The following is a 21,946-nucleotide window of genomic DNA, read 5'->3' on the forward strand; positions in this document are numbered from 1 at the left end:
CTGCGTTTCTGTGTACGCGCAGTCAGTGGGCCGCCGGATGAGCGGTCCACCACCAATTACGGGTCGAGTGCGCGAACATGGCTGAACCATAACCCACGATCAGGCCCTGGGCGGCCCGATCCGGACGTCGCTCGCCCTGATCCAGCCGATGCGGTGGTTGTACCGGATCGGGTAGAAGAGGTTCGTGCCGCCCTTCACCAGAGTGCGGTCGTTCGCTGCCGTACCGGCGAACGTACCCGCGAACCAGTAGTCACCGGCCTGCGCCGGACCGGCCTGGGGGTAGGCCTGGCCGGCCGGGACGGTGTACTTCGACAGCGACTCGCCGTTCTTCTCCTGCACCGGGACGCCGGTGCCCGAGTAGGCGGCGTCCTCCGGGTAGGCGCGTCCGTACACCGGGATGGACGACGCGCCCGCCCTGGGCGTCAGCACCGCCGTGCCGGTCCCGGTGACGGCCTCGGTGAACCGGCCGCCGGGGTTCTGGAACCAGGCCTTCCTGCCGCCGTACCAGATGGCCGTCCAGTCGGCCCGGGCCTCCGCGACGACGTACGCGCCGCCCGCGACGACCTTGTTGCCCCAGTTCGGCGCGTCGGTGGCCGTCACACCCGGCAGGTACGGGTCTGTGATCATCGCGGCGGCGGTGGAGGCCGAGGTGTAGAGGTAGCCGAAGTTCGCCGGCCGCCCGGCCACCGCGGCGCCGTCGTACGTCAGCGCCGGCTGGTTCGCCGCGGTGAACGGCGGCACCACCCTGACGACCTGGCCGGCCTCGACCGGTCCGCCCGCACCGCCGCCGGCCGGGGCGCCGATCAGGGACATGTAGTGGTTCCAGTCCCAGAAGGGGCCCGGGTCCCAGTGCTGGCTCGCGACACCGGTGTCCAGGACGCCCGGCACCTCGTCGTGGCCGATGATGTGCTCACGGTCGAGCGGGACGGCGAACCGGGCGGCGAGGTACTTCACCAGTGCGGCGGACGACTCGTACTGCGGCTCGGTGTACCAGCTGCCCGACTTGATCGCGTAGCCCTCGTGCTCGATCCCGATCGAGTGCATGTTCACGGTCTTGTTGGCCGCGTGCCAGGCCTCGTCCTTGGTCCTGACCAGCTGGGTGACCAGTCCGTCCCGGGCCCGGATCAGATAGTGCGCGCTCGCGTAGGACGCCGGGTTCCGGAACGCCGCGAGCGAACCGTCGTACCCGCCCTCCGTGTCGTGGACGACGATGTAGCGGATGTCCTCGCCGTTCGCCGGCCGGTCGGCCACGTTGTAGTTGCCGAAGTCGTCCGGGGTGGAACTGTTCTGCTGGTAGGCGGCGGGCTCGAAGTCGCAGTTCAGCCCGGTGGGGCACTCCGGGGCGGGTGCGCCGCTGGCTTCCGGCGCGGCCGACCGCGTCCTGGCGGGCCTGACCGGGGTCACCGACGGGTCTGCGGGCAGTGACAGCCGCTCGCCGTCCGCCGTCGTACGGCTCTCGCCGCTCCTGACCGACTCGAAGACCCGGTCGGCGAACAGCGTGGCGCCCTTGGTGTCCGGCGCCTGGCTGTAGCGCGCGACGGCCGGGTACCACCGGCCGGCGTCCTCGGGCAGCGAGCCGGTGGCCTCGCGCTGGTACTTCGCGAGCAGCGCCGCGCCCGCGCGGACGGACTGCGCGGCGTCCTCCCGCACCGAGCCCGCCGTCCTGCCGATGAGCTTCGCGCCCTCGTCCAGCGTGTGCAGCGCGGCGGCGCCGGTGTCCACCCGCTTCGGCAGGGCGCGCAGCGCGCGACCGGCGTCGAAACGCCTCGTCACGGCCGGGTCGCCGCTCAGGTTCAGGTGCGCGAGCCGCTCCGCGTCCGTCGGCTGCTCGATGTCGTCCTCGGTGACCCGGGTGAGCCCCATCACGTTGTACGCGCCACTGGTGCTCGGCTCGCCGTGGTGGCTCTCCCACAGCGTCCGGCGGTACGCGACCGCCATCAGCACGTTCTGCGGTACGCCGAACTCGCGCGCCGCGTCCGCGAACCGGGTCTGCAGCGAGGTGGCCGCCGACGCGACCGGTCCGCCGTCGGCCGTCACGGTGGCCTGGGACGCCATGGCTGCGGCCGTGACCGCGGCGGTCACCACGACCGCAACCCCCACCCCGTGGAGCAGGCGACGCATCCTGAGATCTTTGCGATGGTTTCGCTTCAAATCCCCACCCCTGCGGTCGAATCAGTCAAAACCGGAGGTCGAGACGGTAGCAGTACCCGGCTGTGTCCCCGGTCACTGGCGCGCCACGTCATCCGTCTCAGTCACTGAGCACCAGAAAAAGCACTCGACATGACCCCGTAATGTGGGACCCGTGACCGTGAACGCCAATACCTCCGTCGCCGGTGGCAACACCTGGCGAGACCTTCCCGCGGCGCAGCAGCCCGAGTACCCCGACTCCGAGGCGCTGCGCGATGTACTCGCGGACCTCGCGTCGTATCCGCCGCTCGTCTTCGCGGGCGAGTGCGACCAGCTGCGCGCCCGCATGGGAGCCGTCGCCAAGGGCGAGGCGTTCCTGCTTCAGGGCGGTGACTGCGCCGAGGCCTTCGACGCCGTGTCGGCCGAGCACATCCGCGCCAAGCTGAAGACGCTGCTCCAGATGAGCGCCGTCCTCACCTACGCGGCCTCCGTGCCCGTCGTCAAGGTGGGCCGGATCGCCGGCCAGTACTCCAAGCCCCGCTCCAAGTCGACCGAGACCCGCGACGGCGTGACCCTGCCGACCTACCGCGGCGACTCCGTCAACGGCTTCGCCTTCACCGAGGCCGAGCGCGTTCCGGACCCGGAGCGGCTGAAGCAGATGTACCACGCGTCCGCTTCCACGCTGAACCTCGTGCGCGCCTTCACCACCGGCGGTTACGCCGACCTGCGCCAGGTGCACGCCTGGAACCAGGACTTCGTGAAGTCGTCCCCGTCCGGCCAGCGCTACGAGGCACTGGCCCGCGAGATCGACAGCGCGCTGAACTTCATGAAGGCGTGCGGCACCGACCCGGCCGAGTTCAAGGCCGTCGAGTTCTACTCCTCGCACGAGGGCCTGCTGCTGGACTACGAGTCGGCGCTGACCCGCACCGACTCGCGCACCGGCGAGCTGTACGACACCTCGGGCCACATGGTGTGGATCGGTGAGCGCACCCGCCAGATGGACGGCGCGCACATCGAGTTCGCCTCGAAGATCCGCAACCCCATCGGCATCAAGCTCGGGCCGACGACCACCGTCGACGAGGCGCTCGGCTACATCGACCGCCTCGACCCCGAGCGCGAGCCCGGCCGGCTGACCTTCATCGTCCGGATGGGCGCCGACAAGGTCCGCGACAAGCTCCCCGAGCTGGTCGAGAAGGTCACCGCCTCCGGTGCCACCGTCGCCTGGGTCACCGACCCGATGCACGGGAACACCTTCGAGGCCGCGTCCGGCCACAAGACCCGCCGCTTCGACGACGTCCTGGACGAGGTCAAGGGCTTCTTCGAGGTGCACAAGGGCCTCGGCACCCACCCGGGCGGCATCCACGTCGAGCTCACCGGCGACGACGTCACCGAGTGCGTCGGCGGCGGCCACGAGATCTTCGTGGACGACCTGCACCAGCGTTACGAGACGGCCTGCGACCCGCGGCTCAACCGCAGCCAGTCGCTGGACCTCGCGTTCCTGGTCGCCGAGATGTACCGGGACCAGTAGCCATCACGGCAGGTGGCGCACGTACGACTGTGGGGCACGGATCGATGTGATCCGTGCCCCACAGGGCGTTCCGGGGCTTTTACCACCCTGGAGTGGCGGGTAAGGTTAGGTTAGCCTCACCGATTATCGGGGCGGCCGCACGACCTCGTCCCGCCGGGAGGTGAAACCGCATGTACGTCTGCTCGTGCTTCGGCGTTACGGAGCAGCAGGTCAAGAAGCATGCGGAAGCCGGCGCCTGCACGCCCCGCCAGATAGCCTCCGCCTGCAAGGCGGGTACCGACTGCGGCGGCTGTGTGCGCACCATCCAGGCGATGCTCGGCCGCGGCGCCTGTCCGCGTCGCGAACTGCTCGACCGGAAGCAGCCCGCCGGCACCGTCGAGCGACTCGACGCGGGCACCGCTCCCGCACCGGCGGCGGGCTTCCCCGAAGCCGCCTGAGCCGGGTCAGCTCTCCGGCTGCTCGATCAGCTGCGCGATGTAGAGCGGCTCGCCGAGCTTCTCGACCAGGTCCAGCTGGGTGTCGAGATAGTCGATGTGGTGCTCCTCGTCGGCCAGGATCGACTCGAAGATGTTCGCGGACGTGATGTCGCCCTTGGCGCGCATCAGCTCGATGCCCCGCTTGAGGCGGTCGATCGCCTCCACCTCGACCTGGCGGTCCGCCTGGAACATCTCGGTGACCGTCTGGCCCACCCGGACGTGGAAGAGCCGCTGATAGTTCGGCAGCCCGTCGAGGAACAGAATCCGGTCGGTCAGGATCTCGGCGTGCTTCATCTCGTCGAACGACTCGGAGCGCGTGTACTTCGCGAGCTTCGTCCAGCCGAAGTTGTCCTGCATCTTCGCGTGCAGGAAATACTGATTGATGGCAGTCAATTCGGCGGTCAGCTGCTCGTTCAGGAACTCAAGGACCTCGGGGTCGCCCTGCATCGCAGAGGCTCCTTCCAACCGGTGAACTGGGCAAGTTGGCCGCATCTTCGCATCGCACCCGGTGGCCGTCCAGTAAGTACATGCTTAGTAACGCATGCCCGAATCGTCTCTGTGCTGGTCATGACCACCCCTGCCTGTCTGTCACCATGGAGTCATGGGTCAGCCGGAAAGCCGGGAAAACCGCGCAGCAGAGCAGTCCGAGCTTCCGCCGGGACAGCGACTTCAGCGCGGCTGGCCGGTCACCCATTACGGGCCGGTGCCGAAGTTCAAACCCGAGCGCTGGGAATTCCGCGTTTTCGGGGCCACCGCCGATGGCGACAAGCACTGCTGGAACCATCAGGAATTCTCGGAACTGCCGTTCTCCTCGGTCGTCGCGGATCTGCACTGCGTGACGAAATTCAGCATGCTCGGCGCCGAGTGGGGCGGCGTGCTCGTCCGCGACGTCGTCGCACTCGCACCGCCCGCGCCCCATGTCACCCATGTGATGGTCTGGGCCGAATACGGATTCAGCTCGAACCTCAGGATCGACGACTTCACGGCCGAGCGGGCCCTGTTCGCCACCCACAAGGACGGCGAGCTGCTCACCGCGGAGCACGGCTTCCCGCTCCGGCTCGTGGTTCCGCAGCTCTACGCCTGGAAGGGCCCCAAGTGGGTCCGGGGTATCGAGTACATGACCGCCGACCGCCGCGGCTTCTGGGAGGAGCGCGGCTATCACAACGTCGGCGATCCGTGGAAGGAACAGCGCTACTCCTACCAGGAGGAGCCCGGGGACGGCCCCGAGCTCTGACCTCCCCGGACCGCCTCAGTGGTGGTACCGGTGCACCACGGCGTGCCCCTTGCCGCGCCCGATCATCCACTTGTTGACCGGTGTGGTGACGACGAAGGCGACGGCCAGCGAGAGCGCGAGCGTCCCCCAGAACAGCGCGTCCGCGAGTGTCGCGTCCATCGCGCCCGGCCACAGCGCGATCAGCCCGTTGTCGATCAGTTCCATCACCGCGATGGAGAGCGTGTCGGCGGCGAGCGCGACGTGGAAGGCCGTACGGAAGTCGACGCCGGCCTTACGGACGGAGCGCAGCGTCAGCGTGTAGCCGAAGAAGAACGCCAGCGCGATCGCGAGAACCATCGTCGCCGTGTTGCCCCAGCCGAACGCCGTACCGGCCACCATGCCGAGCACCTCACCGATGGCGCAGCCGGTGAGGCAGTGCAGGGTGGCACGGGCCGCCATGGCCCATCCGACGTGCCCCGTGTGCTCTGCGTGCTGTGTGTGCTCCGCGTGCTGTGCGTGGTCCTGCATGTTGATCCCCCAATGCCGGATCGCGGTTCCTGACGACTACAGGAACCACATACCCCCCTGGGGTATTCCGTCATTCGTGGGCGGAGCTCTGCCGGCTCCGGTCGCGCAGCTCCTTCAGCCGGGCCACGTCCGCAGCGTGGCCCTCCTTGCCGCCCGGGGTCTCGATGACCAGCGGCACGCCCTCGGTGGCCGGATGGGAGAACAGCTCCCGGAACGGCTCCTCACCGATATGACCCGCGCCGATGTTCTCGTGCCGGTCCTTGTGGGCACCGGCCACGTCCTTGGAGTCATTGGCGTGGATCAGCTTCAGCCGGCCGGTGCCGACCGTCTCCACCAGCAGGTCCAGCGTCTCCTTCATCCCGCCCGGACCGGCCAGATCGTGTCCGGCCGCGAAGATGTGGCAGGTGTCGAGGCAGACGCCGAGCTTCGGATGGGCGTCGAGCGCTTCGAAGTACGGACCGAAGTCCCAGGTCCGCGAGCAGAGTGAGAAACCCTGGCCCGCGGTCGACTCCAGCAGCAGGAACGGGTCGTCGTCGTGCGTCAGCTCGTCCAGCAGCGGGCGCATATGCGTGCGCACCTGGGCCAGCGCCTCCTCGCGAGGCCTGCCGTTGGTCGCGGAGCCGGTGTGCACCACGACGCCCAGGGCGCCGATCTCGCGGGCGCGGCGCAAGGAGTGGCGCAGCGAGTCCACGGATTTCTCCACGGTCGCCGCGGTGTGCGAGCCGAAGTTGATCAGGTACGGGGCGTGCACGTACGCGGGCATGGACGCGGCGGCGCACTCGGCCCGGAACCGCTCGTCCTGCGCGGGGTTCCCCGCGGGGGTCGCCCAGCCGCGCGGATTGGCCACGAAGACCTGGACGGCCTCCGCCCCCATCTCCCGGGCGTAGGGCAGTCCGACCTTGGCGAGGCCGCCGGCCACCGGGATGTGGCCGCCGACAGGGTTGCGCATACGGATCTAGAGCCCCTTGGTCTTGATGGTGACGGTGCTGCCCTCGGGCGCCCGGTCGCCGCCGTCCACGGACTGGCTCGCGACCGTGTCGCTGAAGGAGAGGAACGGGCGGTCGACCTTGACCTCGAAGCCCGCGTCCTCCAGCTCGCCACGGGCGTCGTCCACGTCCTTGCCGGTGACGTCCGGTACGTCGATCATCCGCGGGCCCTTGGAGACCGTCAGCGTGACGGTGTCGCCCTCCGCGGCCTCCCTGCCCTCGGCCGGTGACTGCTTGGCGACGTCGCCCGCGTCCTGCGGGCTGTTCACCCGGCCCGGCAGCACCTTGGCCTTCAGCCCCTCCTCGTCCAGCGCGTCGGTGGCGTCCTCGACGGAGAGGCCGGTGACGTCGGGGACGTCGACCGGGCTGCCCTTGGAGACCACGAGCGCGACCGCGGTGTCCGGGTGGCGCTCGGCACCGGCCTCCGGGTCCGTGCGCACCACCTCACCGGCCGCCGCGTCCTCGCTGAACTCCTTGGTGGTCATGCCGGGCACCAGGCCCGCCTTCGTCAGCCGGCGCTTGGCCTCGGCCAGCGTGACGCCCCCGACATCGGGCACCTTCACGATCTCGGGCCCGCGCGAGACGACGAGCTCGACCGAGCCGTTGCCCCGGATCCGGGCGGCCGACTTCGGGTCGCTGTCGATCACCTTGCCGCGCTCGACGGTGTCGCTGTAGGCGCGCTCCACGCCCTTCAGCTCCAGACCGGCGTCCGACAGCCGCTCCTTCGCCGCCTTCTCGCTCTGGCCGAGCACCCGGGGGACGTGGGTGAACTGTCCCGAGTTGATATACCAGACGCCGCCGCCGATCCCCAGGACCAGCAGCACCGCGACGAGCGAGGCGATAAGGCCGCGCCGGGGGCCGCCGAGGAACCCGGCCCGGCGGGCGGGCCGCTCCGGCGGCAGCGGCGGGGGCATCTCCAGCCGGCTGGTGTGGTGGGCGGTGCCCTGACCGGGCGGCAGCACTCGGTGGATCACGCTCGTGCGGTCCTCGGCGGCGTCGCGCACCTCCGCCAGGGCCTGCGGCGGTACGGCGTCCAGCTGGGCGTCGGTGAGGCCGGCGCGGGCCTCGCGGGCCTCGGCGAGCAGCGCCACCGCGTCGAACGGCCGCACCTCGGGGTCGCGCGCGGTCGCGCTCGCGACCAGCCTGTCCAGCTCGGGCGCGAGCCCGGGGACGAGGGCGGAGGGGGCCGGGACGTCCTCGTTGAGATGCTGGTAGATGACCTGGGCCGGGGACTCCCCGGTGTGCGGCTTGGCGCCGGTGAGCATCTCGTACAGCACCACACCGCACGCGTACACATCGGCGCGGGTGTCCGCGGTGCCGTGCTCGATCTGCTCGGGGGCGAGATAGGAGACGGTGCCCAGGATCGACCCGGTGGTGTTGGTCACCGTGCCCACGGCACGTACCAGGCCGAAGTCCGCGACCTTGACCCGGCCGTCGTCGCCTATGAGTACGTTCTCCGGCTTCATGTCCCGGTGTACGAAGCCGGCCCGGTGCGCGGCGCCGAGCGCGGCGAGCACCGGCTCCAGGATGTCCAGCGCGGCCCGCGGCTGCAGCGCGCCGCGCTCGCGCAGCACATCGCGCAGCGTGCAGCCCGCGACGTACTCCATGGCCAGGTAGACGTACTGCTCCTGGGCCCCCTGGTCGAAGACCCCGACCACATTGGGGTGCGCGAGCCCCGCCACCGACTTGGCCTCGCGGATGAAGCGCTCGACGAACGAGGCGTCGGTCGCGAGCGCCGGGTGCATCACCTTGAGGGCGAGCACCCGGTCGAGGCGGGTGTCCATGGCCCGGTAGACCGTGGCCATGCCGCCCACGGCGATGCGGGCATCGACGCGGTAGCGGCCGTCGAGCAGCTGCCCGACGAGAGGGTCCTGGAGGGTCGTATCCACGCAGCGAGTCTACGAGCCGCCACGGACACCACCGACTGCCCGGGGCAATCCTGCGGTCGTACTGCAGCCGAGCCGTGACAGGGACACGCGATCCACCGCCGCCACGGCTCCGGAGGGTACGGGTCAGAACGCGGGGCGCTCCGGATCCAGCGCCGCGCGCCCCGCCACCGGCGACGACGCCTCCGCGAAGTGGCGGCGCGGAATCCGGCCCGCCCGGTACGCGAGGCGCCCGCCCTCCACCGCGTGCCGCATCGCGGCGGCCATCAGCTCGGGCTCCTGGGCGCGGGTCACCGCGGAGGCGAGCATCACAGCCGCGCACCCGAGCTCCATGGCGAACGCCGCGTCCGAGGCCGTACCGGCGCCCGCGTCCAGGATCACCGGGACCCCGGCCCGCTCGGTGATCAGCTGGAAGTTGTGCGGATTGCGGATGCCGAGGCCCGAACCGATGGGGGAGCCGAGCGGCATGACCGCCGCGCACCCCACGTCCTCCAGCTTCCGGGCCAGCACCGGGTCGTCGTTGGTGTACGGCAGCACGGTGAACCCGTCGTCCACCAGGATCTCCGCGGCGTCCAGCAGCTCGACCGGGTCGGGCAGCAGGGTGCGCTCGTCGGCCACCACCTCCAGCTTGACCCAGTCGGTGCCGAGCGCCTCGCGGGCCAGCCGGGCGGTGAGCACGGCCTCGCCCGCCGTGAAGCAGCCCGCCGTGTTCGGCAGCACCCGGATGGCGAGCTTCTCCAGTACGGAGAGCACGGAGCCCTGCACGGTCGGGTCCAGGCGGCGCATCGCGACGGTGGTCAGCTCGGTGCCGGACGCGGTCAGCGCGCGCTCCAGCACATCGAGGCTGGGCGCCCCGCCCGTCCCCATGATCAGCCGGGAGCCGAAAACGGTGTCCCCGAGGGTGAAGAGGTCCTCTGACACGGTCAGCCTCCCTGGACGGCGGTCAGGACCTCGACCCGGTCGCCGTCCGCGAGCTTCGCGGCGGACCACTGGCCGCGCGGCACGACGGTCTCGTTCAGCGCCGCCGCGACCCCGGAGGGCGCTTCGGTCAGGGTCGCGACGAGGGCGTCCAGGGTGGTGCCACCGGCGACGGTGACGGTCTCGCCGTTCACGGAGACGGCCAGGGAAGTGGGCGCGGTCATGCGGGCTGCTCCTGTCGTACGGGGGCGGCGGCCGGGAAGCGGCCGGGGGAGAAGGGGCGGGCCACCTCGGGCAGCTCGCCGTCGGCCAGCAGCTGCGCCATGGCGTCACCGGTGACCGGGGTGAGGAGCACCCCGTTGCGGTGGTGGCCGGTGGCGAGGTGGAGGCCGGGCAGCGCGGTGCGGCCGAGCAGCGGGGCGTTGTCGGGGGAGGCGGGGCGCAGACCGGCGCGCGTCTCGGTGAGCGGCAGCTCGGTGATGCCGGGCACCAGCTCGTGGGCGTCGCGCAGCAGCTCGTAGACCCCGCCCGCCGTGACGGTGGTGTCCCAGCCCATCTCCTCACTGGTGGCGCCGACCACCAGTTCGCCGTTCTCGCGCGGCACGAGGTAGAGGTGGCTGCCCCGGACCACGGCCCGGACGGTGCGGCTGAGGAAGGGGGCGTACGCGGTGGGTACGGTCAGCCGCAGCACCTGGCCCTTGACCGGGCGGACGGGCGGCCGGACGTGGTCCGGCACCCCCGCGAGCCGGCCGCTCAGGCTGCCGGCGGCGAGCACGACCTGATCGGCCTCCGTCCGCGTACCGTCGGCCAGTACCGCACCGGTCGCCCGGTCGCGCACCACCGAGAGCCGCTCGGCCCGCTGCCGGTGGAAGACGACCCCGGCCCGCTCGCAGGCCGTCAGCAGCGCGGCGGACAGCCGGCGCGGGTCGACCTGGTGGTCGCCGTCGACCCGCAGCCCGCCGCGTACGCCCGGCGCGAGCATCGGCTCCAGGCGCCGGCACTCCCGGCCGGTGAGCCACTGCGACTCCAGCCCGGAGCGGCGCTGCAGCTCGTGCAGCTCCCGCAGATGGGCGCGGTCGTCGGTGTCCAGCGCGACGGCCAGGGTGCCGCAGGCGCGGAAGCCGATGTCCTGCCCGCTCGCCGACTCCAGCTCGGCCGCGAACGCCGGATAGCGCGCTGCGGAGGCGACGTTGAGCCCCAGCAGCATCTCCTCGCCGTAGTGCAGCTCGGTGACGGCGGCCAGCATTCCGGCCGCGACCCGGGCGGCCCCGCCGCCGGGATCGGGATCGACGACCGCGACGGCCAGACCGCGCTGCGCGGCCCGCCAGGCGGTGACCAGCCCGATGACGCCGCCCCCGATGACGAGGACCTCGTACCCGCTCGCGCGGTGGACAGGCGTGGGCATCCAGCCCCTCCCTTCGCCGGCATGACCCGGATCAGGTTCGTACGGTCGGAGGCCGCCCAGCCTCCCTCTCAGCCCGGTACGTCCGGGCTCCCGCGAGTCTTTTACGTGGGCCACCCTAGACCCAGCCCCGCTGGACGGGTAAAGCAGGAGGCCGGCGGTACGAGGACGGTGAGGAACCCCTTTCCTGACGGACCGTCAGTTGATTAAGGTGGTCGGGTGAACGAGCAGCAGCGGGCAGAGCGGCCGGAGCGGCAGTCGGAGCGGGCCGGACGGCGGGTGGTCGTCGTCGGCGCGGGCATGGCGGGTGTGCAGACGGCGGTGGCCCTGCGGGAACAGGGCTTCACCGGCGCCCTCACCCTCATCGGCGCCGAACCCCACCAGCCCTACGACCGGCCACCGCTGTCCAAGGCGGTGCTGCTCGGCAAGGCCGAGGAATCCGCCTTCGACATCGACTTCGAGGCACTCTCCATCGAGCTGCGGCTGGGCCGCGAGGTCACGGGCCTGCGTGCCGGGGACCACGAACTGGACACCTCGCAGGGGCCCGTCCCCTACGACGTCCTGGTCATCGCCACCGGAGCCGAACCCGTCGTGCTGCCCGGCTCCGAGGGGGTGCCGGGGGTCCATCTGCTGCGCACCCTGGACGACGCGGCGCGGCTGCGGCCCGTCCTGGACGCGGGGCACACCGTCGTGGTCGTCGGCGCGGGCTGGATCGGCGCCGAGTTCGCCACCGCGGCCCGCTCGGCGGGCTGCGAAGTCACCGTCGTCGAGGCCGCGGACCGCCCCCTCGCGGGCGCCCTGCCCGCCGAGGTCGCCGCCCCGATGGCCGCCTGGTACGCGGAGAGCGGCGCCACGCTGCTGACCGGGGCGCGGGTAGCCGGGGTCGAGCCCGGCCGGGTGCTCCTGGCGGACGGCCGAAGCCTGCCGGCCGACGCCGTCGTCGTCGGGATCGGCGCCCACCCCGCCACCGGCTGGCTGGCCGGGTCCGGCGTCGCGCTCGGGCCCGACGGCTCCGTGACCGCCGACGCGGCGCTCCGCACCTCGCTGCCCGATGTGTACGCGGTCGGCGACTGCGCCTCCTTCCCCTCCGCGCGCTACGGGGCGCGGCTGCTGGTCCACCACTGGGACAACGCGCTCCAGGGGCCGCGGACCGCGGCCGCCCACATCATCGGGGCTTCGCCGGACGGGGCCGAGCCGCCCGCCTACGACCCCGTGCCCTACTTCTGGTCCGAGCAGTTCGGCAGGTTCGTGCAGTACGCGGGCCACCACGAGGGCGCGGACACCCTGCTGTGGCGCGGCGATCCGGACGGTCCCGCCTGGTCGGTGTGCTGGCTGCGGGACGGCGTGCTGGCCGCGGTGCTCTCCGTGGGCCGCCCGCGTGACCTGATCCAGGGACGCAAGTTCATCGAGGCGGGGACACCGCTCGATCCGGAGCGGGCCGGTGACGCCTCGGTGCCGCTGAAATCGGCGGTACGCCAGTAGCCCGCACCGCCGACGGGGTGTGTCGGGCCCTGAAGGGCGGAGTCCGGGTATCGGCTGTCAGTCCGGGATGGCAGGCTTGTCCCGTGACCGAGATTGACGCAAAGATCGATGCTCTCGTCCCTGCCTGGCTCCACCTTCCCGATATCGCCGAAATGTTCGATATCCAGGTGACGCGTGTACGGCAGCTGGTCAAGGAGGGCCAGCTCATCGCCGTACGACGTGGTGAGAACCGCGCACTTCAGGTGCCCGCCGCCTTCATCGACGGCGACAAGGTGGTCAAGGGCCTCTCGGGGACCCTGACGCTCCTGAGGGATGACGGCTACTCCGACGAGGAGATGCTGGAATGGCTCTTCACCCCCGACCCGAGCCTGCCGGGCACGCCCGCGCAGGCGCTGAGTGAGAATCGCGGCACGGAGGTGAAGCGCCGCGCCCAGGCGCTCGCCGTCTGACCTTCCGCCGTACCGGGGGATGCGGGGCGCACGGCGCGGCCCGCATCCCTTCCGCACCACCTGACCGACGCCATCGCTCTCCCGGGGGAACTTCGCCATGTCCACGCCTCGCGCACAGCTGTCCGATGCCCGGCTCTACCTGTGCACGGACGCCCGCAGGCGCCAGGGAGACCTCCCCGAGTTCCTCGACGCGGTGCTCTCCGGCGGAGTGGACATCGTCCAGCTCCGCGACAAGGGGATGGAGGCCGCGGAGGAGCTCGAACACCTCGCGGTCCTCGCCGACGCGTGCCGGCGGCACGGCAAGCTCCTCGCGGTCAACGACCGGGCCGACGTCGCGCACGCCATCGGCTCCGACGTGCTGCACCTGGGCCAGGGCGACCTGCCGGTGCCCGCCGCCCGCGCGATCATCGGCCAGGACGTCGTCATCGGCCGCTCCACGCACGCGGAGGCCGAGGTCGACGCGGCGGTGGCCGAGCCCGGCGTCGACTACTTCTGCACCGGCCCCTGCTGGCCCACCCCGACCAAGCCCGGCCGCCACGCGCCCGGTCTGGACCTCGTCCGGTACGCGGCCTCGCTCGCGCAGGCCCGCCCCTGGTTCGCCATCGGCGGGATCGACGCGGGCAACCTCGACGAGGTGCTCGACGCCGGAGCGCGCCGCGTCGTCGTCGTACGGGCCCTCACCGAGGCGCCGGATCCGGCCGCCGCCGCGGCCGAGCTGGCCGGCCGGGTCCGGGCGCGCTCCGACGCGTGATCCGGCGGGTCCGCCGGGCCTTCCCGAGGGGCGTGTTTGGGACATCGGTGTCCGAAGCGTGGACAAGAACCGGTCAATTAGGGCAAATCTCTCCAGTTCGGTTGGGTGGCCGTCACGCCCTGGTTAACCTGCCGTTATGGCCTTCGGTACACCCTCCACCAGGACAGATCGCGCGCGCACCGTGCGCGAGATGCTCGCGACCGGCAAGACCCTGCACTCGTTCGAGTTCTGGGCGCCCAAGACCGAGAAGGGTGAACGGAACCTCTGGAACGCGCTGCGCCGGATCGAGGCGGTCGGCCCGAGCTTCGTCTCCGTGACGTACGGAGCCGGCGGGTCCACCCGCGCCGGGACGGTGAAGGCGACCCAGGACATCGCCGCCGAATCCACCCTCACCCCGGTCGCGCACCTCACGGCGGTGAACCACTCCATCGCCGAACTGCGCAACATGATCGGCCAGTACGCGGACGCCGGAATCCGGAACATCCTCGCCGTGCGCGGCGACCCGCCCGGCGACCCGATGGGCCCGTGGGTCGAGCATCCGCAGGGCGTGCGGTACGCGGCGGATCTCGTCCGGCTGATCAAGGAGTCCGGGGACTTCTGCGTCGGCGTCGCGGCCTTCCCCGAGATGCATCCGCGCTCCGCCGACTGGGACACCGACATCCGGCACTTCGTGGACAAGTGCCGCGCCGGCGCGGACTACGCGATCACCCAGATGTTCTTCGACCCGGAGGACTATCTGCGGATGCGTGACCGAGTGGTCGCCGCCGGTTGCGAAACCCCGGTCATTCCCGAGGTGATGCCCCTCACCAGCGTCCGGCAATTGGAGCGATTCGCGCAGCTCAGCAACGCGACGCTGCCCACAGCCCTGAAAGAACGCATCCTCGCCGTCAAGGACGATCCCGCCGCTGTACGCTCCATTGGCATCGACTTCGCAACGCGGTTCTGCGCGAAGCTGCTCTCCGAGGGTGTCCCCGGGCTGCACTTCATCACGCTGAACAACTCGACGGCGACGCTCGAAATCTACGAAAATCTCGGACTGCACAAGCAGTCGTGACCGGCCGTACCCGCCGAGCTCCGGGGCGGTGGCCGTAGAAGGGGGCGGGCATGGGCTGGACGGTCCTCTACATCGCGTTCGGCATCGTTGCGCTGTGGCTGCTCGGAGAGGTGCTGCTCCAGTACAAGGCGCGGCTCCGCTGGCGTCTGCTCGCCTTCACCGGATTCGTCGGTGTGGTCATCGGTGTCCTGATGCCGTCCGTGCCCGTCATCGTGGTCGGCGCGATCGCCTTCGCGACGGGCCAGACGTACGTCACGCTCTCGTTCCGGCGCGGCTTCTCGACCGGCTGGGCCATAGGCGGCAGCCCCGGCGAGAGCCGCCGCCGCCGTGGGAACGGCGACCGCGAGCCCCGGCTGCAGGTATCGGACCTGGAGACGGAGTACGAGCCCGGCTCCACGCCGCCGGAACCGTCCCACGCCCCGCAGGGCCCGGCTGCGGTCTACGAGCCGGAGCCCCTGCCGGACGACACCGGCCAGTACGGCGTCTACACCGACCCCCGGTCCCGGGAGGAGCCCCAGCAGCACCAGGGACCCGAACAGCCCCAGGGCCAGCCGCAGTACGCGGGTTACGAGCCCTACACCGACTACTCCGCGTACCCGGCGCAGGGCCAGGACGCCTACGGCAGCCAGGACACCTACGAGGGCCAGGACACCTACGGCAGCCAGGCCGGCTATCCCGGCCAGGAGACCTACGCGGGCCAGGACGGCTACGCGGGCGCCGGGCAGTACGACTACGGCACCTCCGGGCAGCAGTACGCCGCGTACTCCGACCCGTACATCGGCACCGGCACGACCACGGGCGCCCCGCAGTACGGTACGTACGACAGCTACGGGAACCACGACAGCAACGGCGGCCGGCCGCAGTACGCGGACCCGTACGCCCCCTCCGAGCAGTACGCCCCCGAGACGCCTCCGGGCGGGGTCTGGGTGCCGCAGCAGCGCGAGGGCGAGCAGCACTACGCCCCGATGCCCCCGGAGCAGCCCGCCGAGCCGGCCCCGTACCCGAACGGCTACGACACCGGCCACAACGACCAGTACCGCTACTGAGCCCGGAGCGGGCGGCCGGGACGGTACCGGCGCCGCTCACGCCCCGGCTTCGCCCGGCTCACTGCGATCCGCGGAAGCCGTCCCCCTCGACGATCAGCCCCGCCACCAGCGTCCCCGACATCCCCGCGTGCGCCGGACCGCCGCCCGGATGCGACCAGCCGCCCGCCAGCAGCAGACCGGGCACCCGGGTGCTGTTGCCCGCGTGCAGATACCCGCCCCCGGCCCCGGCCAGTGCGGGCGGGGGAACCGCGCCACCCGCCGCGCCGGTCTCCGCCTCTGTCTCCGCGGGCGTCCGCACCTCCGCGTGGAGCACGCGTTCGCGCAGGCCGGGCACGGCCGCTTCCGCCGCGTCGATCAGGGTGTCCGCGTACCGCTTCCGCAGCGCGGCGTCCGTCCAGTCCACCGCGCCGTGCGGGGCGACCGTCGCCATCAGGGTCACCGCCTCGTGGTCCGCGTCGGGGCGCGTTGAGGGGTCGTCCGGGCGCAGCACCGTCACCGTGGGGCGCTCGGCGAGCCGGCCGCCGAACACCGCCTCGCGCTCGGCCGCCCCGTCCGCCGGATGAACCAGCGTCCGGTGCGCGGCATCGGAGGGGCGTGCTCCGCGCAGCGACAGCAGCACCACGAACCGGCCCGTCGCCCCGGCGCCGCCCGGCCGGGGCTGAACCGTCACATCGCCGTCCCGCCAGATCTCCTGACCGGGGATCAGCCCCGGCCGCGGCTGGGCGCCCAGCACCACATGGGCGGCTTCCCGGACCGATCCGTCGGCCAGCTCCACCCCGGCGGCGCGGCCGTCCTTCTCCACCACCCGGGCCACTTCGGCACCGAAGACGAACTCAACCCGGCGCGCCAGGCACCGCTCGTACACCGCCCGCGCCAGCGCCCGCATGCCACCGGAGACGTACCAGCTGCCGAACGTCTCCTCCATGTACGGCAGCAGGGCCGCGCTCGCCGGGGCGTGCAGCGGATCCAGGCCGTAGGACAGCGCGTACCCGTCGAACAGGGCGGCCAGCCGGGGGTCCGCCAGCTCCCAGGAACCCACCTCCGCCACCGTGCCGGCCCGCAGCGCCGGGCGCAGCAGCCGACGCCGCACCGGGGCCGGGTACGGATCACGGGCCAGCACCTGCCAGTCGGGGCGCAGCGGCTCCTCCAGCAAGGGCCGCCTGGACCGGTCCCAGGCATCCCCGGCCCGGTCCAGGAACGCGCCCCAGCGCTCACCCGCACCGTCCCCGAGCGCGGCGTCCAGCGCCGTGACGACTCCGGACCGCGAGGCGTTCGGCAGCGACACCGAGGTGCCGTCCGCGAAGACATGACGGCTCGCCGGATCGACCTGGGACAGCGTGACGCACCGCTCCAGCGGCTCCTTGCCCGTCTTCACGAACAGGTCGCGGTAGACCGCGGGCAGATGCAGCAGGGAGGGCCCGGTGTCGAACGCGAAGCCGTCCCGCGCATGGCGGCCGACCGAGCCGCCGAAGGTCTCCGAGCGCTCGTACACCGTCACCCGGTGGCCTGCCACGGCCAGCCGTGCCGCCGCCGACATCGCGCCCATCCCGGCGCCGATCACCGCAATACGTGCCATGGCAGCGACCTTAACGGCCGCCACCGACAGCTCAGCCGTCAGGCCACCGGGAAGGGACGGCGGTCAGCCGCTTCTCCTCCCGCCGCTGCGCCCTGCGGCGCAGGAACCGGCGGATGCGGGAGGCCAGGAAGGCCAGTATCACCAGCCCGAGCAGCAGCAGCGTCCCGGCGATGCCGGCCGCGATCCAGGGATGGAATATGGCGAACGTGACGACCCCGGCCACGCCCAGGTCCTCGACCGTGCTCATGGCGATGTTGCTGAACGGCTCCGGGGAGGTGTTGACGGCCATTCTGGTGCCCGCCTTCACCAGATGGCTCACCAGCGCGGTGGAACCGCCGACGGCCCCGGCCGCGAGTTCCGGCAGCGAACCGTCCCCGCCCGCCAGCAGCGCCGCGACGACCGCTCCGGAGACCGGCCTGATGACGGTGTGGGCGGTGTCCCAGACCGAGTCGACATAAGGGATCTTGTCGGCCACCAGCTCGCACAGGAAGAGCACACCGGCCACGACGAGCACATCGGTGCGCTGGAGCGAGGCGGGCACCTCGTCGCTCACACCGGTCGCGCCGAATATGCCGAGGAGGAGGACCACCGCGTAGGCGTTGATCCCGCTCGCCCAGCCGCTCGTGAACACCAGGGGGAGTACGGACACGGACGCGATCGTAACCAGTCGGCGTACGGGCGGGGGAGGGCTTCGGTGCGCAGGTCTGAGTATCCGTACCTAGAACGCCGGATGAGTAGGGACGCGGATGGGCCGCGGCCCGCGCAAACGGCAGAGTGGTGACCACGGGAGGGGCGCCGCGACGGTACCGCCGGCACGGGGCGGCGGAGCGGCCGCGGTGCCCCGTCCGAACGGGGGCAGCGACGGAGGGCCCGGGACCACGGGGGAACGAACGGGGTCACGGGGGAGGCTCTCCGGCAGCACGGATGACGCCGGTCAGGCGAGGCCCGGGGGGATCGGGCCCGGTCGGACCGGCGTCGTCGTGCGTCCGCGGGGCTGGAGCCCGCGGGCCTGGCGCCTGGCCGGGTCAGCGCCCGCTGACGCGGCCGTGCAGCAGCAGGGACAGCGCCGAGTGCACGTCGTCGATCGACCGCTCCGGCTGGAACGCCTGCCAGTCCAGCGCCGCCACCAGCACCATGCCGACGAGCGCGGCCGCCGTCAGCGGGATGTCGATCTCCTCGCTGAGCTCGCCGCCCGCGACCCCCTCCCTGAGCACTCCCTCGACCACGGCGACGGCCTCCTGACGCACCACCAGCAGGGTTGCCTGCCAGGCCCGGTTCGTCCGCCAGAGCTCCGCCACGTACAGCTGGGTGAAGGCGGGATAGCGGTCGATGAAGGCCAGACCGGCCCGGATCATGGCGTCCAGCGCCTCGACCCGGCTGCCGCCCCGGGCGTCGGTCTCCTCCTCCGCCGCGCGCAGCGAGGCGGTGAGCAGCCCGACGCCGTGCCGCAGCAACTCCTCGAACAGCTCGGTCTTGCTCTTGAAGTTGTAGTAGACCGTGCCCTTGGCGACCCCGGCGCGCTCGGCGATCTCGTCCACGGTGGTGGCCGAGAAGCCCTTCTCGGCGATGAGGGTCACGGCCGCCTCGTAGAGCTTCTGCCGGGTGGCCTGGCGGCGCGTGGTGCTACTGCTTTCCATGCTCCTGATTCTCACAGGTCCCGGGGTGCTCACAGGCTCAGCTCCGGGTGCAGCCGGTCCACGGTCCACATCTGTTTGCGGCGCGCCGAGACGGCGGTCAGCGCGAGCGCGCCCGCGGTGAAGGCCGTCAGCACCGCGCAGCCCTGCCAGACGGGGCCGAGTCCGCCGCCCGTGATCAGCCGGCGCAGCCCCTCGACGACGTAACTCATCGGCAGGTAGGGGTGGATCGCGTTGAAGAAGCCCGGACTGGTCTGGACGGGGTACGTGCCCCCGGCCGAGGTCAGCTGGAGCATCAGCACGGCCAGCACGAGGATGCGCCCCGCCGCTCCGAAGCGGGCGTTCAGCCACTGCACGATCGCGGCGAAACAGCAGGTCACCAGGGCCAGGAAGCCGACCGTCCCGGCCGCCCGGACCATCTGCAGTCCGAGCCCCCAGTGCAGTACGGACATCAGGGCGGCCACCTGGAGCAGACCGATCGCGGCCACCGGCAGCCAGCCCGCGAGGGCGATCCGCCAGGCCGGGGCCCCGGCGGCGAGCGCGCGCCGGTTCAGCGGCTGGATCAGCATGTACGCCACCATCGCGCCGACCCAGAGGGAGAGCGGGATGAAGTAGGGCGCGAAGCCGGTGCCGTAGTTCGGGGCGGCGTGCAGCGACTGGGAGGCCAGCTGCACCGGGTCCGCCATCACCCCGGTACGGGCGTCACGGTCCTTCTTGTCGTAGTCGGGGATCTTGCCGGCCCCCTCGTTGAGGCCCTGGGCGAGGGTGGCCGAGCCGTCCTTGAGCCGGACCATCCCGCTGTCCAGGCTCGTCGCGCCCTTCTTCAGGTCGCCCACGCCGGTGTTCAGCTCGGCCGAACCCGTCCGGGCCGTGGCCAGCCCGGTGTGCAGCTGGTCCGCGCCCTTGGCGACCTTGTGGGCCCCGGTGTTGAGCGCGTTGATCTTCTTGACCGCGCCGTTCAAGTCCTCGTCCAGGTGCGGTGAGCGCTCGGCGAGTGCGTCGGCCTGCTTCTGCAGGGTGGTCAGCTGGCCCCGGAGCGCCGTGAGGTCCCCGTGCTGGTTCGTCACCAGGACGTTCACGTCGTCGGCCACGGCCGCCACGTCGGCGGCAGCCTTCACGGCCCGCTTGAGCGGCGCGCAGACGGTGGCGTCGGGAAGGGGCTGCTCCTCGCACCGGGTGCGGTGGACGGCGGTGAGATCGTCGGACGCCGTGTGCGCCGCGGTGGCGGCCGCGGGCGCGGCTTTGACCAGCACGTCGAGGTTGTCCCGTACGGTCTGCGAGGAATCGGCCACCAGCCGGGCGGTGTCCCCGATCGACTTCCCGTTGTCCTTGAGGAACGGGCGGATGTCGGCCGCCACCGCGTTCACCTTGTCGGCGAGCAGTTGGGTGCCGTCCGCGACCTGCTGCGAGCCGGTCTTCAGGTCGCCCGCGCCGGTGTTCAGCTTGACGATGCCGCCCGCCAGCCGGCTGCTGCCCGCCTTCGCGTCCTTCAGCCCGTCCGCGAGGTCCTTGGAGCCCTTCTTCGCCTTGCCGATCCCGCCCCGGAGATCGTCGGCGCCCTTGGCGGCCTTCGCCGTCGCGTCGTGGAGGTCGGAGAAGTTGATGAAGATCCGGTCCAGGAAGCCGCGCGAGGCGTTGGCGGAGGCGGCGGTGCGGACCTCGGAGAAGACCGTCCGGGAGATCTGGCCGACGATGTAGTTGTTGGCGTCGTTGGTGCGCACCTGGAGCGCGCCGGTCTCGGGGGAGTCCCCGGAGCTGGAGGCGATGCGCCTGCTGAAGTCCGACGGCATGCGCAGCGAGAGGTAGTACGTACCGTCCTCGACGCCCTTGTCGGCCTCCTTCGCGCTCACCTCGTGCCAGTCGAAGACCTTGGAGTCGAGCAGTCTGCCGGTGATCTCGTCCCCGGCCTCGATGCGCTTGCCCTCGGCGGTGGCGCCCTTGTCGTCGTTGACCAGGGCGACCGGGATGCGGTCCAGGCGGCCGTACGGGTCCCAGAACGACCACAGGTACAGGGCGCCGTAGAGCAGCGGCAGCAGCAGGAGGGCGGCGAGGGCGGCTCTCGGCAGCCTGCCCCGGCCGAAGCGCCGCAGCTCAAGAGCGGCCAGTCGCGGCGAGCGCATCGGCGGTCCCTTCGTCGTCAGTGTCGTGAATGTCGGTGCTGTCGGTGGTGCCGGTGGTGCCGGTGGTGCGTGCTCCCGTGCGTACGGTCACCGCGTCCGCCGGGGCCGGGCCGCTGCATACGGCCAGCACGGTCGTACCGTCGGCGGCGAGGGAGCGCAGCAGCTCCCAGGCCTCGGCGCGTTCGGCGTCGGAGAGCTTCAGATCGGCGTCGTCCACCGCGATCAGCGCGGGCCGCCCGATCAGCGCGAGGGCGACGGAGAGCCGCAGCGCCTCCAGCCGCTCCAGATCCTGTACGCGGGTCCGCTCTGCCTTGGGCAGGGTGGCGGGGTCGAGCCCGGCCGCGTCCAGTGCCGCGTCGATCCGGGCCCCGGCCGAGGCGGCGCGCGCGCGGCGCGGGCGCAGCAGGGCGCGCGGGGAGCCGTCGTAGCGGCGCTGGAGCAGGGCGCGTTCGCGCAGGTGCTCGGCGACCGTGAGGGCAGGGTCCAGCTCGTTGACCCCCGGCACGGGTCCCAGCGCCGCGATGCGCCGTACGGCGGCGGCCCGGCGCGGCAGGCGCAGCCCGCCGGTCTCTGCGTGGCCCTCCGACGGGCGCATCCGGCCGGTGAGGGCGAGCAGCAGGCAGGTGCGGCCGGAGCCGGAGGGGCCCTCGACCGCGATCAGGGAGCCGGGCCCGGCGCTGAAGGTCACCTCGCGGAAGACCCAGCCGCGCGGCCCCTTGAGCCCGAGATTCCCGGCGGTGACGGCGGCCCCGTGCGGGCTGTCCACAAGC

General features: G+C 71.9%; 22 protein-coding genes and 1 riboswitch. Of the genes, 8 read left to right on the forward strand and 14 right to left on the reverse strand.

Going from position 1 to position 21,946, the window contains the following annotated elements; translation table 11 throughout:
- Positions 1–22: 22 nt before the first annotated feature.
- Both ACFVQ0_RS21740 and ACFVQ0_RS21745 read right to left on the reverse strand, forming a co-directional pair.
- Positions 23–79, reverse strand: coding sequence for a trp operon leader peptide (locus ACFVQ0_RS21740; protein ID WP_073735655.1), 57 nt, complete (start codon positions 77–79; stop codon positions 23–25).
- Positions 80–99: 20 nt separating this feature from the next.
- Positions 100–2,121 (reverse strand): N-acetylmuramoyl-L-alanine amidase, encoded by a 2,022-nt coding sequence (locus tag ACFVQ0_RS21745; RefSeq protein ID WP_390090350.1) that lies wholly within the window; start codon positions 2,119–2,121, stop codon positions 100–102.
- 187 nt (positions 2,122–2,308) lie between these two features.
- Between ACFVQ0_RS21745 and ACFVQ0_RS21750 the strand changes: the two genes are divergently transcribed.
- Both ACFVQ0_RS21750 and ACFVQ0_RS21755 read left to right on the forward strand, forming a co-directional pair.
- Positions 2,309–3,655, forward strand: coding sequence for a class II 3-deoxy-7-phosphoheptulonate synthase (locus ACFVQ0_RS21750; RefSeq protein ID WP_390090755.1), 1,347 nt, complete (start codon positions 2,309–2,311; stop codon positions 3,653–3,655).
- A 170-nt stretch (positions 3,656–3,825) separates the two neighbouring features.
- On the forward strand, positions 3,826–4,092 hold the full coding sequence (locus ACFVQ0_RS21755; protein ID WP_390090352.1) for a bacterioferritin-associated ferredoxin: 267 nt from the start codon (positions 3,826–3,828) through the stop codon (positions 4,090–4,092).
- Positions 4,093–4,098: 6 nt separating this feature from the next.
- Here ACFVQ0_RS21755 and bfr read toward each other — a convergent pair whose 3' ends face one another.
- Positions 4,099–4,578, reverse strand: a complete 480-nt coding sequence (gene bfr, locus ACFVQ0_RS21760) for a bacterioferritin (RefSeq protein WP_390090354.1) — start codon at positions 4,576–4,578, stop codon at positions 4,099–4,101.
- Positions 4,579–4,732: 154 nt separating this feature from the next.
- Here bfr and ACFVQ0_RS21765 point away from each other — a divergent pair, with 154 nt between their 5' ends.
- A complete protein-coding gene (locus ACFVQ0_RS21765) occupies positions 4,733–5,365 on the forward strand; it encodes a sulfite oxidase-like oxidoreductase (protein WP_073735556.1) in 633 nt (210 codons plus the stop codon).
- A gap of 15 nt (positions 5,366–5,380) precedes the next feature.
- On the opposite strand, the gene ACFVQ0_RS21770 is transcribed toward ACFVQ0_RS21765, so the two are convergent.
- The 6 genes from ACFVQ0_RS21770 to thiO form a co-directional block, all read right to left on the reverse strand.
- Positions 5,381–5,872 (reverse strand): DUF4396 domain-containing protein, encoded by a 492-nt coding sequence (locus ACFVQ0_RS21770; RefSeq protein ID WP_390090356.1) that lies wholly within the window; start codon positions 5,870–5,872, stop codon positions 5,381–5,383.
- Positions 5,873–5,942: 70 nt separating this feature from the next.
- Positions 5,943–6,821, reverse strand: coding sequence for a deoxyribonuclease IV (locus tag ACFVQ0_RS21775; protein ID WP_390090358.1), 879 nt, complete (start codon positions 6,819–6,821; stop codon positions 5,943–5,945).
- A gap of 6 nt (positions 6,822–6,827) precedes the next feature.
- Positions 6,828–8,747, reverse strand: a complete 1,920-nt coding sequence (gene pknB, locus ACFVQ0_RS21780) for a Stk1 family PASTA domain-containing Ser/Thr kinase (protein ID WP_390090360.1) — start codon at positions 8,745–8,747, stop codon at positions 6,828–6,830.
- 123 nt (positions 8,748–8,870) lie between these two features.
- Positions 8,871–9,665: a thiazole synthase gene (locus ACFVQ0_RS21785; protein WP_390090362.1), complete on the reverse strand. Its 795-nt coding sequence runs from the start codon at positions 9,663–9,665 to the stop codon at positions 8,871–8,873.
- Positions 9,666–9,667: 2 nt separating this feature from the next.
- Positions 9,668–9,886, reverse strand: coding sequence for a sulfur carrier protein ThiS (gene thiS, locus ACFVQ0_RS21790; RefSeq protein ID WP_390090364.1), 219 nt, complete (start codon positions 9,884–9,886; stop codon positions 9,668–9,670).
- Entirely contained in the window at positions 9,883–11,067 is a 1,185-nt protein-coding gene (gene thiO / locus ACFVQ0_RS21795) for a glycine oxidase ThiO (protein WP_390090366.1), read from the reverse strand. Before thiO ends, thiS begins: the two co-directional genes overlap by 4 nt.
- Positions 11,059–11,171: riboswitch (TPP riboswitch) on the reverse strand. (Overlaps the previous gene by 9 nt.)
- Before the next feature lie 193 nt (positions 11,172–11,364).
- Between thiO and ACFVQ0_RS21800 the strand changes: the two genes are divergently transcribed.
- The 5 genes from ACFVQ0_RS21800 (at position 11,365) to ACFVQ0_RS21820 (ending at position 15,846) form a co-directional block, all read left to right on the forward strand.
- Entirely contained in the window at positions 11,365–12,546 is a 1,182-nt protein-coding gene (locus ACFVQ0_RS21800; RefSeq protein ID WP_390090757.1) for an NAD(P)/FAD-dependent oxidoreductase, read from the forward strand.
- A gap of 83 nt (positions 12,547–12,629) precedes the next feature.
- Positions 12,630–12,995 carry an Rv2175c family DNA-binding protein gene (locus tag ACFVQ0_RS21805; protein WP_123526562.1) on the forward strand — a complete coding sequence of 122 codons (366 nt, stop codon included), beginning with the start codon at positions 12,630–12,632 and terminating at the stop codon, positions 12,993–12,995.
- A gap of 97 nt (positions 12,996–13,092) precedes the next feature.
- Complete coding sequence (thiE, locus tag ACFVQ0_RS21810; RefSeq protein ID WP_390090368.1) at positions 13,093–13,746, forward strand: thiamine phosphate synthase; 654 nt, start codon at positions 13,093–13,095, stop codon at positions 13,744–13,746.
- 136 nt (positions 13,747–13,882) lie between these two features.
- Entirely contained in the window at positions 13,883–14,800 is a 918-nt protein-coding gene (gene metF, locus ACFVQ0_RS21815) for a methylenetetrahydrofolate reductase [NAD(P)H] (RefSeq protein ID WP_390090370.1), read from the forward strand.
- 50 nt (positions 14,801–14,850) lie between these two features.
- Positions 14,851–15,846 (forward strand): hypothetical protein, encoded by a 996-nt coding sequence (locus ACFVQ0_RS21820; protein WP_390090373.1) that lies wholly within the window; start codon positions 14,851–14,853, stop codon positions 15,844–15,846.
- 58 nt (positions 15,847–15,904) lie between these two features.
- Here ACFVQ0_RS21820 and ACFVQ0_RS21825 read toward each other — a convergent pair whose 3' ends face one another.
- The 5 genes from ACFVQ0_RS21825 to ACFVQ0_RS21845 all read right to left on the reverse strand — a co-directional run bounded on the left by ACFVQ0_RS21825 (position 15,905) and on the right by ACFVQ0_RS21845 (position 21,942).
- Complete coding sequence (locus ACFVQ0_RS21825; protein WP_390090375.1) at positions 15,905–17,422, reverse strand: phytoene desaturase family protein; 1,518 nt, start codon at positions 17,420–17,422, stop codon at positions 15,905–15,907.
- A gap of 31 nt (positions 17,423–17,453) precedes the next feature.
- Entirely contained in the window at positions 17,454–18,071 is a 618-nt protein-coding gene (locus ACFVQ0_RS21830) for a DUF4126 domain-containing protein (RefSeq protein WP_390090377.1), read from the reverse strand.
- A gap of 376 nt (positions 18,072–18,447) precedes the next feature.
- Complete coding sequence (locus ACFVQ0_RS21835) at positions 18,448–19,059, reverse strand: TetR/AcrR family transcriptional regulator (protein WP_311306182.1); 612 nt, start codon at positions 19,057–19,059, stop codon at positions 18,448–18,450.
- Between the two features lie 29 nt (positions 19,060–19,088).
- The gene (locus ACFVQ0_RS21840; protein WP_390090379.1) at positions 19,089–21,176 is read right to left on the reverse strand and encodes a YhgE/Pip family protein; all 2,088 of its coding nucleotides are present in this window, start codon (positions 21,174–21,176) and stop codon (positions 19,089–19,091) included.
- Positions 21,148–21,942, reverse strand: coding sequence for an ATP-binding cassette domain-containing protein (locus ACFVQ0_RS21845; RefSeq protein WP_390090381.1), 795 nt, complete (start codon positions 21,940–21,942; stop codon positions 21,148–21,150). The genes ACFVQ0_RS21840 and ACFVQ0_RS21845 overlap by 29 nt, the downstream gene beginning before the upstream one ends.
- Positions 21,943–21,946: the final 4 nt, after the last annotated feature.

Origin of the sequence: Streptomyces sp. NPDC057900 (genome assembly GCF_042887885.1) — a bacterium.
Classification (GTDB): domain Bacteria; phylum Actinomycetota; class Actinomycetes; order Streptomycetales; family Streptomycetaceae; genus Streptomyces.